This is a genomic window from Methanolobus sp. ZRKC4 (assembly GCF_045291305.1).
In the GTDB taxonomy this organism is placed as follows: domain Archaea; phylum Halobacteriota; class Methanosarcinia; order Methanosarcinales; family Methanosarcinaceae; genus Methanolobus.
This window is the reverse complement of record NZ_CP146983.1, coordinates 2,614,992-2,633,510: the sequence shown is the minus strand read 5'-3', so window position 1 is coordinate 2,633,510 and position 18,519 is coordinate 2,614,992. Positions and strand designations below refer to the sequence as shown.

Genomic DNA, 18,519 nt, shown 5'->3' with positions numbered 1-18,519 from the left:
TTCGAAGGGGGGAATGACTGTGAATGACAACAGAAAAGAAATCATAAGATTGTTAAGACAATCTGAAGGTAAACCAGTATCCGGTCAGGAGATCGGATCGAAACTTGGCATAACCCGTGCAATGGTCTGGAAATATGTCAGAAATCTCAGAAGAGAAGGGTATGACATTCGTTCTTCTCCAAAGGTAGGTTACATACTTGATGCATGTCCGGACAGAATCGATCCTGATGAACTGAAAGCTATTTTGAAAACAAGTCTCATAGGAACTAATATCAGATATCATACTGAGCTGGAGTCAACCAACAATACGGCCAGGGAAATTGCATTAAAATCGCCAGAGGGCACTGTGGTCATTGCAGAAACACAGAAAAACGGTCGCGGACGTCTGGGGAGTGAATGGCAATCAAACCCTGGAGGTGTATGGTTGTCCCTTATTTTAAAACCGGCCATATCACTTGACAACCTGTCAAAGATAACACTTGTAGCAGGCATTGCTGTAACGAATACATTGAGAGATGCGGGAGTGGATGCACGCATCAAATGGCCAAATGACGTACTTGTTAAAGGCAAAAAGATATGCGGAATACTTACAGAGGTCAGTGCTGAAGTTGACAAGGTCGACTATGTAATCCTTGGAATTGGCATAAATGCAAACATCAAACTTGATGGACTTAAAGAAGAAATTAGAAGAAAATCAACAAGTATTACTAATGAAGTAGGAAAAGCAGTCAACAGAACTACTTTCATTGCATCCCTTCTTTATGAACTGGAACAACAATACATAAAGTTTAAAACGCAAAAATTCACGGACATCGTTGATGAATGGATCAATCTCTCTGATACAATTGGAAAGGAAGTCAGGATAAGGACACCAAACAAACTCATTGAAGGCAAGGTTGTTGGAATTACTGAAAAAGGTGCAATTGTTGTCCTTGACAGGGATAAAAAGAGACATGAGATCATTGCAGGTAACTGTCGCTACTGCAATTGATCAAATGAAGTGATACTTTCATGCTATACTCAAACAGAACCTGCAATATTGTAATTGCATTTATACTTTTTTTTCAATGGCATCATCGGCATGTGCTGACTCCGTATTCACAAGGGACTATAATGAACCCTTAATTATAAGAGAGTACAGAGAACCTTTGTTGATAAACGGAACCGGAATATTCCTGACAACCGGAAACTCATGGAATTTCTATCAGGGATATATTTTTACGGTCAGTAGTGTGAATCTTGAGAAAAAACAGGTCTGGGTAAAACTCCTGAAGGAAGATGAACTTCTGAAGGAAGCAATCTTGTCAGAAGATGAGAAGTTTATCTATTGTAAAGACGAGGAAATTTTAAACATTACAGTGGATACGATATACATCAGTTCCGGCAGAGAACTCATTACCTTCAAGCCGGTGTACCAATACCAGGATAGTGACCTCCCAGATGCCGTATTAGAAGAAGATGAAGAGAACAACGGTCAAAGCGATGACAACCAGACATCTGGAAACAGTACTATCGGACAAACAAGCGGATTTACAATATTCCAGACATTCGCATGCATCTCTTTTTTAATGGCATGCAGACGAATTTTAAATTAATTAAAAAAGAATAGTAGAAAAGGAAATCAGAATTTCAGATCTCCCTTCTCCATTAATACCTTAAGGTCCTCAAGACTCAGGCGGCCACTCTTCTCCAGTTTCTCTTTGGCAACCACGAGATGTTCTTCCTGCTTCTTGTCATCTTTTTCAATCTGGATATCGTTGAGCTTTTCAAGATAGACACCAAGCTCATCTCTAAGCAATTCAATCTTCTTCTTAAGAGGATCGATCTTTTCCCTTATAGGCGCAGTTACAGCATATTTCTCCGATATCTGAGAGTGTGCTTCATCGGCAGCTTTTCTGAATTCATCAGCCTGATTATAGAAATCTATCATTTCAAGATGATATTTCTGGGATTCTTCTGCAAGCTTACCAATCTCATCACCAAAGTCTTCCCTTGAATCAAACACATCTTTTGAAGCTTCATATGTTTGCATTAATTTCTGATGGATATCGTTTGCATCAAATGCTGCTCCAAGACGCTCTTTAAGATCTATCAACCTGCTAAAGAGATCGATCTCATGTTTCAACGGAATATCAGCATTCAGGAAGAGATCAAGGTCTGCAGCATAGGCTTTTGAAAGTGTTTCAACACTACCCTTGGATAACTTGTTGAGATCATCCCTCTTTGTCTTGAGTTCATTGATATTATCTGAGAACTTACGTGTCTTTTCATTAACCACATTTCTTGAAGATTTCAAGGCAGCTATCTTTGCATTGATAGAATCTCTCTTAGACTTGACATCACGTGCCTTTGCCACCAGACCCTTTACCTTGGAATTAAGACCATCACGCTTCTTTTTTAAGTCATCTGTGTTGGTTCGATGAAGTTTGAGTTCCCTGAAGATACCTTTAAGTTCACGCTCATGGTGGCCTACTTGAGTACGAATGTCGTTTACTTTGTTCTTCAGCTCTTTTTCATTCATTGATGAAACATCTATATCAGTCATGCTTCAACCTCTCCCGCATCAATCACATCAGGTTGCTTCTCCCAGTGCTGCAATGCCTCTTTATGGCTTTGTATCCTGTTCTCTAACCATTTATACCTTGGAGAGATTTCGTTCATTTCATCCTCAAGTGAAGATATAGAATTATTGTAACTTTCTTCTGAACTATCGATAGAACTTAGTTCTATTTTTGAACTGAGGGCTTGTTTTATCCTTTCATTAATAGCATCAAGACGATCATCAACTCCTGATGCTTTTGAACTGAGAGCGGAGACACTCAGCAAAATAGAATCTACCCGTGTTTGCTCTTCATCAGGAGTAAGCGAACCTTTCACCTTTAAAAGCTTCTCTTTGACAAAAGACATTTCTCTGGAAAACTCGCTGTTATCGGAAACCGAATCATCCAACTCATCAAGCAACTTTTCTGCCTGATGGTAGAACAATTGTCTCTTTTCAGTTAATATCTCTACTTTTTCCAGAACCATTTCCCTATTGTTCTTAGAGGAATCGATATTTTCCTGAACGACTTTCATTTTATTTCCGAGTTCATTGAATTCAGAAGCATATTCATCTAAGAATTTCTTATGCTTCTTAACAACTCCTTCAATGAGTCCTTTTCTGTCAAAGGTGTTTAGCGCATTGTTTTCTACGCCCGAAACCGCCATCTCATCATTCATAACAAAACCTCGTAACATTTATAGCCTGAATACCTGGGCATGTGCTACTTCATTAATAATCCGTACATTATTTTGATTTACTGCACCGCATTTAACGGCGCATGAAACTGCTTTATCGCCAAATATGTTGATATTTGATGCCTTTGATATAATTTTTATAGCATCTTCCTCTGATATGAGTTCCCCTTTGTAGAATTCTTCTGTTATTGTAACAGTGATATCTCCTTCTTTAAGGGTTTTTCCTATCAATTCCCTGTCGCATAGAGCAACGATAGTTGTGTCACCTGATTTGTGGATCTTGATATACATGGGATCACTTCTTCAAACTACTTTAACATGGTCTTTATCTGGCTTGAGCAGGTCACCCGAGCGTCGCATCTTAGATATAAGCTCTTCTGCATGTTGCTTGTCAACCTGCTGGGCCTGTGCTTCAGCATAGACTTCCTCCAGGGGAGCTTTCCCGCCAGGATGCTTTTCACCAACCATCTTGATTATTTCCTTAATTAACTTTATTTTATCCCTCTGGCTCTTAGTAGTACCAGAGGCTATTATATCAACATCCAATGCCCCGGTATCAGGATCGATACCTACCTGTTTCAGGCATGAATATACTATCCTTGTAGTTCTTTTTGCATCATCGAGAGTAGCCACGTTACTGAGCCTTACCCTGGCACTTGCTTCGGCAAGCCTGACCAGAGCTTCCAATTGACGTGCTGTTACAGGTACAGGAGAATCCTTGCCCTCGCCCATCTTACGCAGATCCATGTAAAATTTAACTAGATGCTCACGGGCATCCTCCTCCATGATAGGATAAATGTTTCTTCTGGAATATGCAACGTACTTGCGCATGATATCTGGATCGATGTCAGGTTTTATCACTTCCATATGCTCCTCTACCTGCTCCTGCGTGATCTCACTGGAGAGGATATTATTGCGCTGTTCCGAAAGCTCGCCTGCATAGTGCGACTTGAGAATGTGCTTGGCAATTTTGGAATCCATTTCCTCATTAGGAGTATCCAGAAGCACAAAGATCATGTCGAACCTGGACATAAGTGCCGGAGGCATGTTTATTTGCTGGGCAATACCCTCATATCGATCAAATCGTCCGTATTTAGGATTTGCAGCACCAAGAAGTGCACAACGAGATTTCAGTGTTGCAATAATACCAGCTTTTGCGACTGAGATAGTCTGTTGTTCCATGGCCTCGTGAAGCGCACTCTTGTCTTCTGCGCTCATTTTGTCCATTTCGTCAATTGAAGCAATACCCATATCAGCCATCACCAGTGCTCCTGCTTCCAGGGTCCATCGGCCATCACCAAGATCATCCTTGACCGCAGCCGCTGTCAGACCACTTGAAGACGCACTCTTACCCGAGGCAAAGACCCCTCTGGGTGCAAGTTTTACCATATATCTCAGTAACTGGCTTTTTGCAACACCGGGGTCACCAACGAACAACATGTGAATATCCCCACGCACTCTGGAACCGTCGGGAAGGTGTTTTGGAACACCTGAAAAAAGTTGAAGAGAAAGTGCCTCCTTCACATCCTCATACCCATAGATTGAAGGAGCTATGGACTTGATAACTTTATTGTAGATCTCAGGATTGCGGCTAAGTTCCATGATCTCTTCCTCATCCTCAGGAGATATCTCAAGTTCATCGAATTCCTGATCCACGTATTCAAGGGAATTAGCATGCAATACAAGATCATAGAAAGGGGACTTGCCTTCCCTTGTAGTCCGCTGGTGGGAACGAAGCACACCATTAATGATTACACGATCGCCCGGCTTTACGATACCTGCAAGGTCATCCTCCACATCCACATCAAGACTCTGTGGCTGTGAACCACCTTTAAGGTTCTCCGGGGATTCCTGAACCTGCAACTTCTGGGCATCGATAAAAAGTGACTGGTTTATCATTATCTTGAAAGGTCCTTTCCTGCCACAGGATTCTTCCTCACATTCCACAGGCTCAACGAACTTGAGCTCTGTCTGTGGAATCATAGTAATATGCTCACAGCGCATGCACTTGAAAGCCGCATTGAGTATCTTCGGGCGGACCTCTGTTGCCTTGCGTATCATGCCCTCGATAGCAACCAATTGAAGAAGATGCTTGCTTCGCAAATCACGATTTGGGATCTTGTTTGGAATCCTGGTAAAACGGACCTTTGCATCATCCAGTGACTTCTCAACCGGAAGATCAATATCCTGAAGCGCATTATCAGCTGACGGTATTACCTCGTCAGGATGAAATAGAAGCTCATCCGCAAGTTCCCTGTCAAAAATTTCGAGATCTGAAAAATCAACATACAGACTACGCTGGTCAGGATAATCATTTGCAAGCTGGAGAATGTTGTCCCAGTAATATTTTTTTAGAAAAGTCCTGAACTTTTCTTCCCACTTACCTTCAGTCATAGTTACACAATAATTAGTTAAAAATCATTTAGGGAATCCAACATAGCCTTCAAATGATATGAACATTTCGAAACATATCTCAAATGTCATCATCATCAGAGTCGCTTTCACCGATGTACTGCCTCTGCATCTTGCGAATGATACCACGAAGTGTCTGTACTTCCCTTGGAAGCAGGCAGGCTCTTCCAAATATTCTCCTGAGCATCAGCTCGGTCTTTTCCCTCTTATGCTCCGGATAGTCAATATCATTAAGAAGTTCGGTAAGATGTTCATACAGTAATTGAATATCAAATGGGTCTGCCAGTGGAGTATCACCGTTTGTAATTTCACTTAACTCATAGAGCACAACAGCAACGGCATGTGAAAGATTCATGACAGGATAGACCTCTGATGTCGGGATCGTCATTATCATATCACAAAGCCTGAGTTCCTCCCTGGAAAATCCCTGATCTTCCCTTCCAAAAAGTATTGCCACCCTGCCACTTAAACCATTCAAACGTTCTTTCATCTGGGCAGGAGAGTATCCCGGAACTCTCAGGTGCAGATCAAACCTGGAACCGGAAATACCCGTAGTACCTATGATAATACTACAGTCATCAATAGCCTCTTCAAGAGTTGAAACTATTCTTGCATTTTCAAGCAGGTCCCATGCATGGGAGGACATTGCTCTGGCTTCTATTTCAAGCTTGCATGGATTTACAAGCACAAGATCGGAGAAACCGAAGTTTTTCATTGCCCGGGCAACCGAGCCGACATTTCCCTGATACAAAGGTTCAACAAGTACTACTTTAAGATCCATTTAAAAGCTACAACCATTACATCCTTTTGTGATTTGCGTTACTTAAGCATGTTACGGCATATAAGGTTAATTAGACTGAAACACTTTGCATTTTGTTAATTAAGAACAACAAAAGGGCTACTGATATAGATTTCTTGAATGACAATCTTTAAATAATATAGATACTACAGTCATGCAAACCAAAGCGGTTACTTATAAGTAAAGATGTATTTCGATTCTTAAAATGATAATTATATTTTGTGATGATATATCAGGAGAAAGGTAAAAATGAGTATGGAGTACTTTGCTGGCGTCTCTGATGCCTTAAGGCTTACTTTCGTACAGGTTATGATACTTGCTAACCTGTCAATTGGTATTTTCCTTATTGGAATGTATATAAACCTCAAAAAATGGGGTATGGGTTCAACCGGTTACGGGCTTGAACCTTCGGGAAGTATCCTTGCATTCCCGAAAATGCTTGCATACCAGATGAGCGAACATGCACATGTTCACAATCAATCTGTGCTTTCAACATTCTTCCTTGACATCCTCCTCCAGAGAAGGATTTTGAGAAGAAGTCCACTCAGATGGTTTATGCACTTCACTATATTCTTCGGCTGGATGGCACTTTTTGTCCTCTCAGTTGCGATGTTCCTTGTGGAAATGGTCTATCTGATAGGTGAGCGGGTAGGATATTCGCATTCACTTCCGGAATTCCTGATCCCCGAAATATTCAGAGAGATACTGGCAGTACCAAACGACATTTTCAGTTATATCCTGCTAACAGGAATTATCATAGCGCTTTACAGAAGACTGTTCGTTGCCAAGGTAAGAGAATCAACTATTGCATATGACTCAATACTCCTTATCGGACTGACTGTAATAACTATATCAGGATTTATTGCAGACGGAATCAGGACAGGCAGGTTCTGGTCACTTGGAATCGACGATCCTACCCTGGCACCTCCAGCAGCATTATTCCACGTAGTAATTTCACTGCTGTTCTGTATAGCATACATACCTTTCAGTAAATACATACACATGATAGCAATACCGCTTGCACTCCTTGCAAACAAAGGAGGAGAATAATAATGGCTAAGCGCGAACCTTCAATTAATACAGAAAACCTTACAGCTGTTCAGTTAATGGAACTCGACTCATGCAGTCGCTGTGGCGAATGTGTGAACTGGTGTCCCACCTATGATGCATCCGGAGAGGATCCGGGACTTGCCCCAAGAGACAAGATCCTCAGATGGAGAGAATTTATGAACAAGTCCTATGGACTAAGGGCAAGGCTCTTCGGACCAAAGCAAATACCAGAAGAAGAGATAGAGCAATTCAAGGATGATGTATACGGATGTACAACCTGTGGCATGTGTGCAACTGTCTGTGAATCTGCGATCAATACCGTAGAACTCTGGGAATCCATGCGTGCAAACCTTGTTAAACGCGGAAACGGTCCTTTCGGCAAGCAGGGTGCTTTCCTCAAACTCATCGGAGAGTACAAGAATCCATACATGGAAGATAACGTCAACAGGACCAATTGGTTCCCTGAAGATATCAAGGTAGAAGACAAGGCAGAAATCCTTTACTTCGGAGGATGTACCGCAGAACTCAAACAGAGGAAACTTGCACTTGCAACTACGCGTGTACTCAACAAGCTTGGCATCAAGTTCACAATGCTCGGCGAAGATGAGATATGCTGTGGATCAGCACTTATCAGGACAGGTCAGTACTTCATCAACGATACTGCAAAGGTCAACGCTCAGGCAAATATCGACAACATCAAGGCAAAGGGTGCAAAGCTTGTACTTTACGCTTGTGCAGGATGTTTCAGAGCATCACTTGTTGACTGGCCAAGACTCACAGGAAAGGAACTTCCATTCAAGGTAATGCACATCACAGAGTTCCTTCAGGGCCTTATCGAGAAAGACGAGATCAAATGGGAAAAGTCCATTGACAAAACTGTCACATACCATGACCCATGCCACCTTGGACGTCACGTAGGTTACTTCGAACCACCAAGAGCGGTTCTTAATGCTATCCCAGGTATTAAGCTCATTGAGATGGAAAGGATCGAAGAGAACCAGCGTTGCTGTGGAGCAGGTGGAGGTGTCAAAGCAGGTATTCCTGACCTTGCACTCGGCATTGCTTCAACACGTGTTGAAGATGCACTTGAGACAAAGGCAGAAATTCTTTCAAGTGCCTGCCCGTTCTGTAAGAGAAACCTAAGTGACGGAAGGGATGCAATTGGTGCAAAGGAACTTGAAGTTGAGGACGTTGTAGTTCTCACTGCTGAAGCAATGGGAATTGACCTCAGCGACGCACCAGACGAGTGATTTACTTCACTCTTCTTTTTTTTATTTACAGGACAAATTGAATATACTTATTACTACTATTTACTTTCACATGCAAATCCCTTATGAATTACTTGGTAAGGTCTTTATTATACTCGCAATAGCTGCAATGGTAGTGCTGGGAATAGCACTGTTACTGGGAGCCTACAGCTACAAAAAGCATAAAATATTATTTCCAAATTTTATTCTTTTTATGCTCTACCTTTTCTACGGACCTGCAAAGCTGATATGCAGGATATTTGGTATCAAGGACACTCTGGTCGACGAGATATTAGTAGAAGTCCGTAACGCTGTTATGCTGGAAGGATTCAGGAAAATCAACAATAACAGGGTTATATTCCTGCCACAATGCATGCGCCATCCTAATTGTAAAGCTCGCTGTGACCCGATTAAAGGGTATGAATGTAAGATGTGCGGGCTATGTGACATAGGAACCATATGTAAAGCTGCTAAGGAGAGAAACTTTAAGGTTTATGTAATACCTGGTGGTAGCTTTGTTAAAAAAATAATAAAAGCCAGACGGCCTGAAAGCTGCATAGGTGTTGCATGCTATCCCGAACTTACCGAGTCAATGCAGGGAGCTTCACCATTTATGGTTGTTCAGGGAGTGACACTGATTCAGGACGGATGCTTCGATACAAAAGTCAATGTGGATGATGTTATAAGAAAAATGGAGGAATGTGATGTATAGAACAATAGGAATATTGGTTACTATAATCGTTGTATTGTCCGTTCTGCTGGCACTCATTGCCTTGGCCGTAAGCCGCATTAGCCTTAACAGGCATGTATGGCTTGCAGGTTTCTTTGCCGGAATACTTGACTTCTTTTATATGCCCTTGAAATATTTCTTTTATAAATTCTCAGACCCACGAATACTTGACAAATGGATGGTATCCCTTAAGAACATTTCAAACAAGAATGAGTTCAGTAAGACTCAAAAGCGCATGATAATAGCACCTCACTGTATGCGTTCCATGGATTGTCCTGCAATATCCACAAGAACAGGGATACAATGTGTTTCCTGTGGTAAATGCGTATTTAGCGAACTTAAGGACGATGCAAAAAAATACGGATATGACCTCTATATCGTAACAGGCTCATCATTTGTAAAACATGTTCTGAAGGAGAAGAACTACGATGCAGCTTTGCTGATAGCCTGTGATTATGAGCTAAACAAGGTTATGATGGGACTTAAAGGGAAGAACCTGATAACATATGGTATTCCCATGCTCAATGATGGGTGTTTCAATACAAAAGTTGAGTATGATGAAGTGATTAAAACGTTAGAGATGTTTTCTGAGTGAAATCTCAGAGCTAACACAATTGCAGAAATCAATGTAAGCTCTGATCAAAAAACAGGACGTTGATTTATTGATATATGATTAATTGTTATTGGTGGAGGCTCAAGCGGAGCCATGGCTGCAAAAACATGTGCCGAAAGTGGTATGAGTGTATTGCTTCTGGAAAAAGAAAAAATACCACGCTACAAAGCATGTGGTGGAGCGGTTTCTAAAAAAGCATTTGACCTTATAGGGAAATATGATGAACTTGAACCATTTTTTAATTTATATGGAGCCAGAACCTTTACACCAGATCTAGAACCATTGGTCCATAAATTTGATGATGTTGTCTCAATATTGACATTCAGGAATTCATTTGATGAATTCCTAATCAAAAATGCAGAATCAAATGGGGCAAAAATCATAGAAAATGAAAAGGTTGTAAACATCAACCAGACAAGCGAAGGTGTGGAAGTTTCAACTTTAAAAAACAAATATCTTTCAAAAATACTGATTGGTGCAGACGGAGTTAACGGAATTGTTGCCAAAAGTAAAAACATGAGAAAGAATTGGGGCAAAGGCAACTCCGGCATTTGTGTTGAGTTAGAGATCGAACTTGATGATACCGCAATAAAAGAATATGTTTTCGACCCGCAACTTATTGATTTCTATTTTATTGAAAACTGGGGTTATGGTTGGATGTTCCCAAAAGGAAACATACTGTCAGTTGGAATTGGGGGTATGAGAAATAGAGTAAATGACCCAATGAGTTCATTATCCACTTTCTTACATTTGTTATCTGATGGGAAAAGTACCAAACTGGATGAACACATAGTTTCAAAAAAAGCACATTTAATACCTGCCGGTGGAGTAAATAGAGTCACATATAGTAACCGTGTTATGTTAGTGGGTGATGCTGCTGGTTTTGTTGATCCTTTTCTGGGAGAAGGTATTTATTACGCAATTGCCAGTGGAATAATAGCAGGAGAAGTCGCCACTGAAGCAATAAGAAGCAACGATTGTTCAGCCGACTTTTTAAAAGAATATGAAAAAAGATGTGATAAGGAATTCAACAATGACCTGAGATTTGCATTCAAATTTGCAAAGAATGCATATAATCATTTAGATTTCTTCATGCTTTGCCTGAAAAGCGACCCTATTTTGTATAAGAACTATCTGCTGACTGCGAAAGGGGATTACACATATAAACAATATTTTAATCAATGCGTGAAAAGATTCCCTATAACTGTTGGAAAAATAATATACAAAAAATACGTGAAAATATAAATATTTAGTGAGTGAGGAGAGTAAGCTCCCTTCTGTTGATGCAATACATCATCCTGCCTGGCAGGAGATGTGCTTTGATAAGCTGCATTGACGGCATTCGGCTAAGCGTCATATAACCAGGATGATCAAAGACCAGTCCTTTTCCGACTTGCACCCACGAGGATTCGCCGTTCCATCCGCAATCCATGCGACCTCAGCCTTTCAGCATCACAGCATTAACATGGTACGGTATCGTTTCTGTGCCAGCACGCAGAAGAACTGCATGAGTTGCATTGCAACTGCCCGGACTCTCGCCAGGTGCCTTTTACGGGCACTCGTGTGTTTAAATGGTGGGGAGACTTTCCTCAGGTCTTACGACCCGGTAGCCGCCCTTCCTCTCTCACCCAGAGACTGGATACCATGTCATATATACCTTATGATAAACAAGACAATATTGTTACGCATTTTTAATTTCATAAAGGATTGTAATTTCATAGTTATTTTGTAACTATTCAGCCTGATAAAAACGCTATCAATAACAATCTTGACAAAAAGTTGAAACGTAAATTTCATTCGGATCATTTATTTTGATTGTTGCTATTGATTGCTTTTTTGATTGTTAGATTGTTAGTGAGCAGACATCTCTATTTCGATGAAATCAGTACCAATAGGCAAATCGTGCCAGGCTGAATAGTTACGTTATTTTTAAAAATAAAGCCTCTGCTTAAAATTATTAGACATAAGTCACAACATTTATTAGCTATACAATGAAACAACTAAATGGTTGGTATGAAATATAACAGATACCTTATAGCAGGTATCACTTTGGTAACAATACTATTGTTGTTCATCTTCTCAGGAGCAGTTACTGAAACCGAAACCGAGTTATTCAAAACTAATGGTTTCGATGCGGCAGAGCATGGATACAGTATGTTATTGTTAGGAATAGGATTGCCCCTCCTACTGGCAACAATTTTTATCTTTACCAGAATGAGAAAAGGCGAACCTCTCCAAAAACAAAAGTAAGGTGTAATTAAATTAAAGTTTAAGTACACCACAGCCGCAGCCACGGTTCAGCAGGAAATCAACTTTTGAAATTATCTCTTCCTGATGAAAATCAGATAGTTCTTCGAACTCTTCTTTATGCTTATCCTTTACGTGCTCTATCATTTTGTCCTTAGCTTTTTTTGGATCGTTGTCTACCACAATGAAATCGTCATTAAAACCAAGGTCTCTGCATCTTAGTATATGTACTATGATAAAACCTCCCTGATTTAATTAGAAACTCCTGCTTTATTAATTTTTGTTTTAACTGCAAAAAAGATATTGTAACTATTCAGCCTGGCACGATTTGCCTATTGGTACTGATTTCATCGAAATAGAGATGTCTGCTCACTAACAATCTAACAATCAAAAAAGCAATCAATAGCAACAATCAAAATAAATGATCCTAATGAAATTTACGTTTCAACTTTTTGTCAAGATTGTTATTGATAGCGTTTTTATCAGGCTGAATAGTTACAAGATATTAATAATGGTCGTACTTCAAAGGAAGAATGAGACACCAATCACAATGAACAGGACACCTGCAGCTGTGGAAATGGTTTTCTTGTCAATCCTTTCCATTAATATCCTTCCAACATATACAGCCATAGAGGACAAGATGAGTAAAGCAAGTACCACCCCTATGAACACAAGTACAGGATCGTACTGTGTGGCAAAGAGAGCAGATGCAAGTTGCGTCTTATCCCCCATCTCAGAAACAAGGATTAGAGCAAATCCAGACATAAATGGACTTTTCAGTTCATAAGAGCCATCGTCATCATCATCTTTCCTGTTCAGCAGCGTTGTTAGGCCAAATATTATGAACAGTATGCCTGCACCTATCTGCACATAGTCCATGGGAATCCTGTTTGCTATGAAATTCCCTAAAAGGATAGCAAGACCATCCGTCAATATGAAGGCAAGCATTACACCAGCAAGTAGCGAAACATATTTTGTGGTCTTTGTAGACAGGACAAGCACTGCAAGCTGGGTTTTATCACCCAATTCAGCGAGGCCAACAAGCAGGAATGGAATAACAATGTCCTGAATCATAATCCATAAATCCCAGACCTAGTATAAAAGTTATTCCAAAGACCATCGGAAAATTGGACCTAAATTAGAATTTAAATGAATATTTAATAGCCAGTTCCCTCCCAAGTCAGGCTTGATAACATCTCTCTTTTTAAGATAATCTATCCGATTTTATGATACTACAATTGTTTCAATTTGATACGATAAAGTATATACTCAGAAATCCATCCAAACTGTTAAAAATTTCAAATACTATTAAATACTGCTAGTCGGAAACAGGCTGGCTGTTGTTGGTTATCCAAGCAAAAAAACCATAGATAATAGATACTTATTAATAATAGCATGCACCAACCGTTATCCTACTATTACCACCTACATGGTTAGAAACAGGCTGGAAATAGGAAGACCGACCTGTATCAAATAGTACTGAATAACAGAGGAAGTGAACACGCATGGTCAACCTTAGGCAACCAAATGCAAATGAAGCTACAAAGACCTTCAACAGGTCAAAAAGCGTCGTACCAATGTCAGGAATCTGTACACGTTGTGTGGACGGATGCCGCGGAAATTGTGAAATTTTTAAATCTACTTTCAGAGGACGTGAAGTCCTTTACCCAGGACCTTTCGGTGAGGTAACAGCAGGTGCTGACAAGAACTATCCTGTCGACTACTCCCACCTCAACATTCAGGGATATGCTGTCGGAGCTATCGGCATGCCCGAAGACATGATACCTGGTCCTGAAACCGCAAGATTCCCGAACGTTAGTACGGAAACCGAATACGGATGGGACAAAAAAGTAAAGATGAAGGTACCTATCTTCACAGGAGCACTTGGTTCTACTGATATCGCAAGAAAGAACTGGGAACACTTCGCAATCGGTGCAGCTATCTCAGGTGTTACTATAGTATGCGGTGAAAACGTATGTGGCGTTGACCCTGAACTCAAGAGGGGAAGTGACGGCCTTGTAACAGAATCTCCTGAAATGGACCGCAGAATCGAGCTTTACAAAAAATTCTACGATGGATACGGCGAAATGCTTGTTCAGATGAACGTAGAAGACACAAACCTTGGTGTAGCAGAATACCTTTCCAGCAAGCACGAGATGGACACTATCGAGCTGAAATGGGGACAAGGCGCAAAATGTATCGGCGGAGAGATTAAAGTAAGAGACCTTGACCGTGCAATTGAGCTTAAGAAGAGAGGCTACATCGTAACCCCTGATCCAGAACTTGCATCCGTCCAGGAAGCATTCAAGGTAGGTGCTATCAGAGAGTTCGAGAGACACTCCAGACTTGGATTTGTCACAGAAGAAGGATTCCACGAAGAATGTGACAGACTCAGAGACCTTGGCTTCAAGCGTATCACCTTAAAGACTGGTGCTTACTCCATGGCAGAAACCGCAATGGCTATCAAGTACAGTTCCGATGCAAAGATCGACCTTTTGACATACGACGGTGCTCCTGGAGGTACCGGTATGAGCCCATGGCCAATGATGGAAGAATGGGGAACTCCTACAATATACCTTCAGTCACTGGTTTACGAGTTCGCAGAAAAGCTGAGCTCAAAGGGCAAGAGAGTACCTGACCTTGCAATGGCAGGTGGCTTCTCAAGCGAAGACGGAATCTACAAGGTACTTGCAATGGGCGCACCTTACTTCAAGGCAGTCTGCATGGGCCGTGGTCTCATGATCCCGGGAATGGTAGGCAAGAATATCGGCAAGTGGCTTGAAGAAGATGATCTTCCAAAGACTGTATCCGAATTCGGACACAGAAAAGAAGAAATCTTCACACACTACGAAGAACTGGAAGAACGCTACGGAAGCGAAATGAAGGACATCCCACTGGGAGCTCTCGGAATCTACTCCTATTCAGAGAAAACCAGGGTAGGACTGCAGCAGCTCATGGCTGGTTCCAGGAGATTCAGCCTTCCAACACTCTCACGTAAGGATCTCATGGCACTTACAGAGGAAGCTGCAAAGGTATCCGGTATCGCTTACGTAATGGATGCATACAGAGACGTTGCAGAAGAAATACTCGACGGATAAGTAAGCCCTGCTTACTTTATCCTTTTCTTACTTTTTTCAAATTATAAATTTCCCGGAAAGTTTCAGTCTTCAACTTCCAGGGCCTGTATAATATCGTAGATGTTAAGTTCCCCTCTTGCGACACGTAGCACCATGGGATATATGAAGGAACAATCATCAATTGCGTTCCAACGTTCTTCACCGACAGTCCTTATTAGCTCATCCATAACTTTCCCGCACTCATCACAATATCTTGCATCACTTTCGACACCACAAACAATACAGTTCATGAATTTACCTCCACATTTCAGTCCCACTTGATGGAATAAATTGTTATTTAAAACGTTTGTGTTGATAGTATTTAGTTTTTGAGTTACTCAATAATCAATTGTGTACATATTTGAAAATTCAGACATCCACTAATTTTCTAAAAATACTTTGCACAAGAATTATCCCGATAATACGATCATTCCTACGATATCTTTTAGTACATTAGCATAAAAACGTTAAGCAGTTAATCATAAAATGGGGGAAATGATATTGATACCTAATAATATCGAAAGGATTCATTTTGACAGCATGAATACATGCAACCTGTGCATGATGGAACTGGAAAATGTGTATGATAATCTAATCCTTTCACCTGAAGAAATTGACCTGCTCGACATGCCAAAACGTTCCTTTACGGTTCATTTCCCAGTCCACATGGATTCAGGAGATACAAAAATGTTCGTTGGACACAGAGTTCAGTATAACGATGCACGGGGACCGACAAAAGGAGGTATCAGATATCACCCCGAACTTAACCTTGAAAACCTCAAGAACCTTGCATTCTTGATGGCAATAAAATGTGCCCTGGTAAACATACCTTTTGGAGGAGCAAAAGGTGGAATTGTTGTCAATACGAAGGAAATCAGCAGGGACGAAATGGAAAGGATAACAAGAGCTTATATTCGTGAAATATCGGACATAATCGGACCATTCAAGGACATACCTGCACCCGACGCGTACACTGATGAAAAGGTCATGGTCTGGATACTTGACGAATTCGAAAGGATCAAAGGAAAGCATGTCCCTTCGATAGTTACAGGCAAACCAATTGAACTGGGGGGCAGTGAAGTAAGAAATATTTCTACAGCCCTCGGCGGGGTTTATGTACTTGAGGAAGCCCTGAAAACAACAGATCTGGACAAAGCCACCCTTGGTGTTGCGATCCAGGGATTTGGAAACGTAGGGAGGAATGCCGCTGAGATCCTTTATGAAAGAGGATACAGGATATGTGCTATTAGTGATTCCAACGGCGGAATAGCCAACAAAGATGGCCTTGATATTCCTAAAGTAATAGAGCATAAATACCAGACAGGAACCGTGCTCGATTTCCCAAATAGTAAAAACATAAGCAACGAGGAATTGTTGACATCAGACTGTGATATCCTTATACCTGCTGCTCTTTCAAAGCAGATCGATGGGAAAAATGTCAGGGACATCAAGGCAAAGATAATCATGGAACTGGCAAATGCACCTACAACACTTGAGGCCAGCAAGATGTTGATCGATCAAGGAGTATTGGTCATACCTGACATACTGGCAAATGCAGGTGGTGTAGTGGTAAGTTACTTCGAATGGATACAGAACCTCAATCAAGACTACTGGGAAGAAGAAAGGGTTCTGAAGAAACTCAACCAGACAATGATAGATGCCTTTGCAAATGTCCACATGATCTGCATTGATGAAAAATGCACCATGAGACGTGCAGCACTGCAATTTGCAATAAGGAGTATCCTGCATGCAGAGAGATTAAGGGGCAATCTTTGAGCATTGATTTTTTCATTTATATTCCACTCAAAATTTCTTCATACTACTTTTTTGGTCCTAATCAAAATTACAGCGTTATATTAATAATAGAATCTACCATTATTCAGCGACATAATACCAATTTACACTTACCTGAGGTAAAAACTTGTCAGATAATCTTTTTGATATTAGAGCAGGAATTTGTTCTTTTAAAAATCCCATTGCACTTGCCCCAATGGGAGGAATAACCGACAGTAATTTTGCGAATGAAAAGGCTAATGATGCAGGTCTTGTAATACTTGGAGGATACAATCTTGACTCTGCAACAGAGAAAGCTGCAGCCGATATGGTTGCAAGGGGCAGGGAAGAATTTGTGTCAGAGAAGCCTTTTGAGCTTATTGAAAATGAGATAAAAGCCGTAAATAGCGGACCTGTTATAGGGATTAATGTCAGGAGTTCAACCATTGAGCCACTTATTGAAGCTGCCAGGTTGGTTAATGATGCAGGTGCAATCCTCGAACTGGATGCACATTGTAGGCAGAAGGAAATGACAGATATTGGAGCAGGACAGGCGCTTCTTGGCAATCTTCCAAAACTCCGTGACTGGATAAGCAGGATCAAAGAAACAGGAGTTATACTCTCTGTAAAGGTTCGTGCGAATGTAGTGGATGACATCGAACTCGTTCAGCAGATTGAAGAAGCCGGAGCTGACATACTCCACCTTGATGCAATGCAGGAAGGTGCAGGAGCAGATCTCAACCTCATCAAGAATGTACGTGATTCCACCCGTATGTTCCTGATTTGCAACAACTCAGTCACGGACTTTGAAACAGCTAAGGATATGTTTACAAGGGGAGCAGATATGATATCCGTTGCAAGGGGATTACTTCAGAATCCAAAACTTATCAGCCAACTTGTCACGAATATGTCAATGCTTCAGGAAGACATGGGATGGTACAACGCTCCAAAACATGTATGTAGAGGTGAAGGTGATCTTAGAGGACTGACGTTCTGTTGCCTACCTGTCAAACAATGCCCTGTACATGGCAAGATCGAAAGACTGGGACTGACAGCACAGGAATTTGCAGACCTTAAAATGGAGTTTGCAAAAGGAACAATGCTGGAATACGGAGACAGTACATGCTTTGGAAGCCTCGTATGGTGTTGCAAGATCTCAAAACCATGTTTCCTCAGAGACGGTGTACTTGAAACACTTGGCCTTTCAGATGCTGAATACATGCGTCTTAAGAAAGAGCTTGCCGATTACATAATTGAAAATGCTAAAAAGCCCATCAATGGCTCAAAGAATTAAG

19 protein-coding genes and 1 other RNA gene are annotated in these 18,519 nt (G+C 41.0%); 11 read left to right on the top strand and 9 right to left on the bottom strand.

Annotation, left to right across the window (positions count from 1 at the left end; all coding sequences use genetic code 11):
- The first annotated feature begins 19 nt into the window (after window positions 1–19).
- Both V7O67_RS12870 and V7O67_RS12865 read left to right on the top strand, forming a co-directional pair.
- The gene (locus V7O67_RS12870; RefSeq protein ID WP_406670180.1) at window positions 20–991 is read left to right on the top strand and encodes a biotin--[acetyl-CoA-carboxylase] ligase; all 972 of its coding nucleotides are present in this window, start codon (window positions 20–22) and stop codon (window positions 989–991) included.
- A gap of 76 nt (window positions 992–1,067) precedes the next feature.
- Window positions 1,068–1,595, top strand: a complete 528-nt coding sequence (locus V7O67_RS12865) for an S-layer protein domain-containing protein (RefSeq protein ID WP_342304462.1) — start codon at window positions 1,068–1,070, stop codon at window positions 1,593–1,595.
- Window positions 1,596–1,621: 26 nt separating this feature from the next.
- Here V7O67_RS12865 and V7O67_RS12860 read toward each other — a convergent pair whose 3' ends face one another.
- The 5 genes from V7O67_RS12860 to V7O67_RS12840 all read right to left on the bottom strand — a co-directional run bounded on the left by V7O67_RS12860 (window position 1,622) and on the right by V7O67_RS12840 (window position 6,430).
- On the bottom strand, window positions 1,622–2,545 hold the full coding sequence (locus V7O67_RS12860; RefSeq protein ID WP_342304463.1) for a phosphoserine phosphatase: 924 nt from the start codon (window positions 2,543–2,545) through the stop codon (window positions 1,622–1,624).
- Window positions 2,542–3,219, bottom strand: a complete 678-nt coding sequence (locus V7O67_RS12855) for a hypothetical protein (RefSeq protein WP_342304464.1) — start codon at window positions 3,217–3,219, stop codon at window positions 2,542–2,544. Before V7O67_RS12855 ends, V7O67_RS12860 begins: the two co-directional genes overlap by 4 nt.
- Window positions 3,220–3,237: 18 nt before the next feature.
- Window positions 3,238–3,528: a DUF424 family protein gene (locus V7O67_RS12850; RefSeq protein WP_342304465.1), complete on the bottom strand. Its 291-nt coding sequence runs from the start codon at window positions 3,526–3,528 to the stop codon at window positions 3,238–3,240.
- 12 nt (window positions 3,529–3,540) lie between these two features.
- Window positions 3,541–5,631 carry a minichromosome maintenance protein MCM gene (locus tag V7O67_RS12845; RefSeq protein WP_406670178.1) on the bottom strand — a complete coding sequence of 697 codons (2,091 nt, stop codon included), beginning with the start codon at window positions 5,629–5,631 and terminating at the stop codon, window positions 3,541–3,543.
- 79 nt (window positions 5,632–5,710) lie between these two features.
- Window positions 5,711–6,430, bottom strand: a complete 720-nt coding sequence (locus tag V7O67_RS12840) for an RNA methyltransferase (protein ID WP_406670177.1) — start codon at window positions 6,428–6,430, stop codon at window positions 5,711–5,713.
- A gap of 273 nt (window positions 6,431–6,703) precedes the next feature.
- On the opposite strand from V7O67_RS12840, the gene V7O67_RS12835 reads away from it, so the two are divergent.
- From V7O67_RS12835 to V7O67_RS12815, 5 genes are all read left to right on the top strand, one after another.
- The gene (locus tag V7O67_RS12835) at window positions 6,704–7,498 is read left to right on the top strand and encodes a disulfide reductase (RefSeq protein ID WP_406658342.1); all 795 of its coding nucleotides are present in this window, start codon (window positions 6,704–6,706) and stop codon (window positions 7,496–7,498) included.
- A gap of 2 nt (window positions 7,499–7,500) precedes the next feature.
- Window positions 7,501–8,748: a (Fe-S)-binding protein gene (locus tag V7O67_RS12830; protein WP_406670175.1), complete on the top strand. Its 1,248-nt coding sequence runs from the start codon at window positions 7,501–7,503 to the stop codon at window positions 8,746–8,748.
- A 70-nt stretch (window positions 8,749–8,818) separates the two neighbouring features.
- Window positions 8,819–9,457: a DUF116 domain-containing protein gene (locus V7O67_RS12825; RefSeq protein ID WP_406670174.1), complete on the top strand. Its 639-nt coding sequence runs from the start codon at window positions 8,819–8,821 to the stop codon at window positions 9,455–9,457.
- Window positions 9,450–10,070 (top strand): DUF116 domain-containing protein, encoded by a 621-nt coding sequence (locus V7O67_RS12820; RefSeq protein WP_342304469.1) that lies wholly within the window; start codon window positions 9,450–9,452, stop codon window positions 10,068–10,070. The genes V7O67_RS12825 and V7O67_RS12820 overlap by 8 nt, the downstream gene beginning before the upstream one ends.
- Window positions 10,071–10,151: 81 nt before the next feature.
- Window positions 10,152–11,333 (top strand): NAD(P)/FAD-dependent oxidoreductase, encoded by a 1,182-nt coding sequence (locus tag V7O67_RS12815; RefSeq protein WP_406671486.1) that lies wholly within the window; start codon window positions 10,152–10,154, stop codon window positions 11,331–11,333.
- A 9-nt stretch (window positions 11,334–11,342) separates the two neighbouring features.
- On the opposite strand, the gene rnpB is transcribed toward V7O67_RS12815, so the two are convergent.
- An RNA gene (gene rnpB / locus V7O67_RS12810) (RNase P RNA component) lies at window positions 11,343–11,714 on the bottom strand.
- A 378-nt stretch (window positions 11,715–12,092) separates the two neighbouring features.
- Here rnpB and V7O67_RS12805 point away from each other — a divergent pair.
- A complete protein-coding gene (locus V7O67_RS12805) occupies window positions 12,093–12,338 on the top strand; it encodes a hypothetical protein (protein WP_406670173.1) in 246 nt (81 codons plus the stop codon).
- 12 nt (window positions 12,339–12,350) lie between these two features.
- Here the strand turns inward: V7O67_RS12805 and V7O67_RS12800 are convergent, their stop codons facing one another.
- Window positions 12,351–12,518, bottom strand: coding sequence for a hypothetical protein (locus tag V7O67_RS12800; RefSeq protein WP_342304471.1), 168 nt, complete (start codon window positions 12,516–12,518; stop codon window positions 12,351–12,353).
- A gap of 339 nt (window positions 12,519–12,857) precedes the next feature.
- Window positions 12,858–13,409 carry a TMEM165/GDT1 family protein gene (locus V7O67_RS12795; RefSeq protein WP_342304472.1) on the bottom strand — a complete coding sequence of 184 codons (552 nt, stop codon included), beginning with the start codon at window positions 13,407–13,409 and terminating at the stop codon, window positions 12,858–12,860.
- 431 nt (window positions 13,410–13,840) lie between these two features.
- On the opposite strand from V7O67_RS12795, the gene V7O67_RS12790 reads away from it, so the two are divergent.
- Window positions 13,841–15,433 carry an FMN-binding glutamate synthase family protein gene (locus V7O67_RS12790; protein WP_406657952.1) on the top strand — a complete coding sequence of 531 codons (1,593 nt, stop codon included), beginning with the start codon at window positions 13,841–13,843 and terminating at the stop codon, window positions 15,431–15,433.
- Window positions 15,434–15,495: 62 nt separating this feature from the next.
- Here V7O67_RS12790 and V7O67_RS12785 read toward each other — a convergent pair whose 3' ends face one another.
- Window positions 15,496–15,702 carry a hypothetical protein gene (locus tag V7O67_RS12785; RefSeq protein ID WP_406657953.1) on the bottom strand — a complete coding sequence of 69 codons (207 nt, stop codon included), beginning with the start codon at window positions 15,700–15,702 and terminating at the stop codon, window positions 15,496–15,498.
- A 235-nt stretch (window positions 15,703–15,937) separates the two neighbouring features.
- On the opposite strand from V7O67_RS12785, the gene V7O67_RS12780 reads away from it, so the two are divergent.
- A complete protein-coding gene (locus V7O67_RS12780; protein WP_406670171.1) occupies window positions 15,938–17,227 on the top strand; it encodes a Glu/Leu/Phe/Val family dehydrogenase in 1,290 nt (429 codons plus the stop codon).
- A 145-nt stretch (window positions 17,228–17,372) separates the two neighbouring features.
- Entirely contained in the window at window positions 17,373–18,518 is a 1,146-nt protein-coding gene (locus V7O67_RS12775) for a methanogenesis marker 9 domain-containing protein (protein ID WP_406670170.1), read from the top strand.
- The last annotated feature ends 1 nt before the right edge of the window (window position 18,519 follow it).

Excerpts from the sequence above, each read along its gene's own strand:
- V7O67_RS12840 (WP_406670177.1), bottom strand. The coding sequence starts at position 6,430 with ATGGATCTTAAAGTAGTACTTGTTGAACCTTTGTATCAGGGAAATGTC.
- V7O67_RS12785 (WP_406657953.1), bottom strand. The coding sequence starts at position 15,702 with ATGAACTGTATTGTTTGTGGTGTCGAAAGTGATGCAAGATATTGTGAT.
- V7O67_RS12790 (WP_406657952.1), top strand. The coding sequence starts at position 13,841 with ATGGTCAACCTTAGGCAACCAAATGCAAATGAAGCTACAAAGACCTTC.
- V7O67_RS12795 (WP_342304472.1), bottom strand. The coding sequence starts at position 13,409 with ATGATTCAGGACATTGTTATTCCATTCCTGCTTGTTGGCCTCGCTGAA.
- V7O67_RS12865 (WP_342304462.1), top strand. The coding sequence starts at position 1,068 with ATGGCATCATCGGCATGTGCTGACTCCGTATTCACAAGGGACTATAAT.
- V7O67_RS12845 (WP_406670178.1), bottom strand. The coding sequence starts at position 5,631 with ATGACTGAAGGTAAGTGGGAAGAAAAGTTCAGGACTTTTCTAAAAAAA.
- V7O67_RS12780 (WP_406670171.1), top strand. The coding sequence starts at position 15,938 with ATGGGGGAAATGATATTGATACCTAATAATATCGAAAGGATTCATTTT.
- V7O67_RS12850 (WP_342304465.1), bottom strand. The coding sequence starts at position 3,528 with ATGTATATCAAGATCCACAAATCAGGTGACACAACTATCGTTGCTCTA.
- V7O67_RS12835 (WP_406658342.1), top strand. The coding sequence starts at position 6,704 with ATGGAGTACTTTGCTGGCGTCTCTGATGCCTTAAGGCTTACTTTCGTA.
- V7O67_RS12860 (WP_342304463.1), bottom strand. The coding sequence starts at position 2,545 with ATGACTGATATAGATGTTTCATCAATGAATGAAAAAGAGCTGAAGAAC.
- V7O67_RS12820 (WP_342304469.1), top strand. The coding sequence starts at position 9,450 with ATGTATAGAACAATAGGAATATTGGTTACTATAATCGTTGTATTGTCC.
- V7O67_RS12830 (WP_406670175.1), top strand. The coding sequence starts at position 7,501 with ATGGCTAAGCGCGAACCTTCAATTAATACAGAAAACCTTACAGCTGTT.
- V7O67_RS12855 (WP_342304464.1), bottom strand. The coding sequence starts at position 3,219 with ATGAATGATGAGATGGCGGTTTCGGGCGTAGAAAACAATGCGCTAAAC.
- V7O67_RS12825 (WP_406670174.1), top strand. The coding sequence starts at position 8,819 with ATGCAAATCCCTTATGAATTACTTGGTAAGGTCTTTATTATACTCGCA.
- V7O67_RS12805 (WP_406670173.1), top strand. The coding sequence starts at position 12,093 with ATGGTTGGTATGAAATATAACAGATACCTTATAGCAGGTATCACTTTG.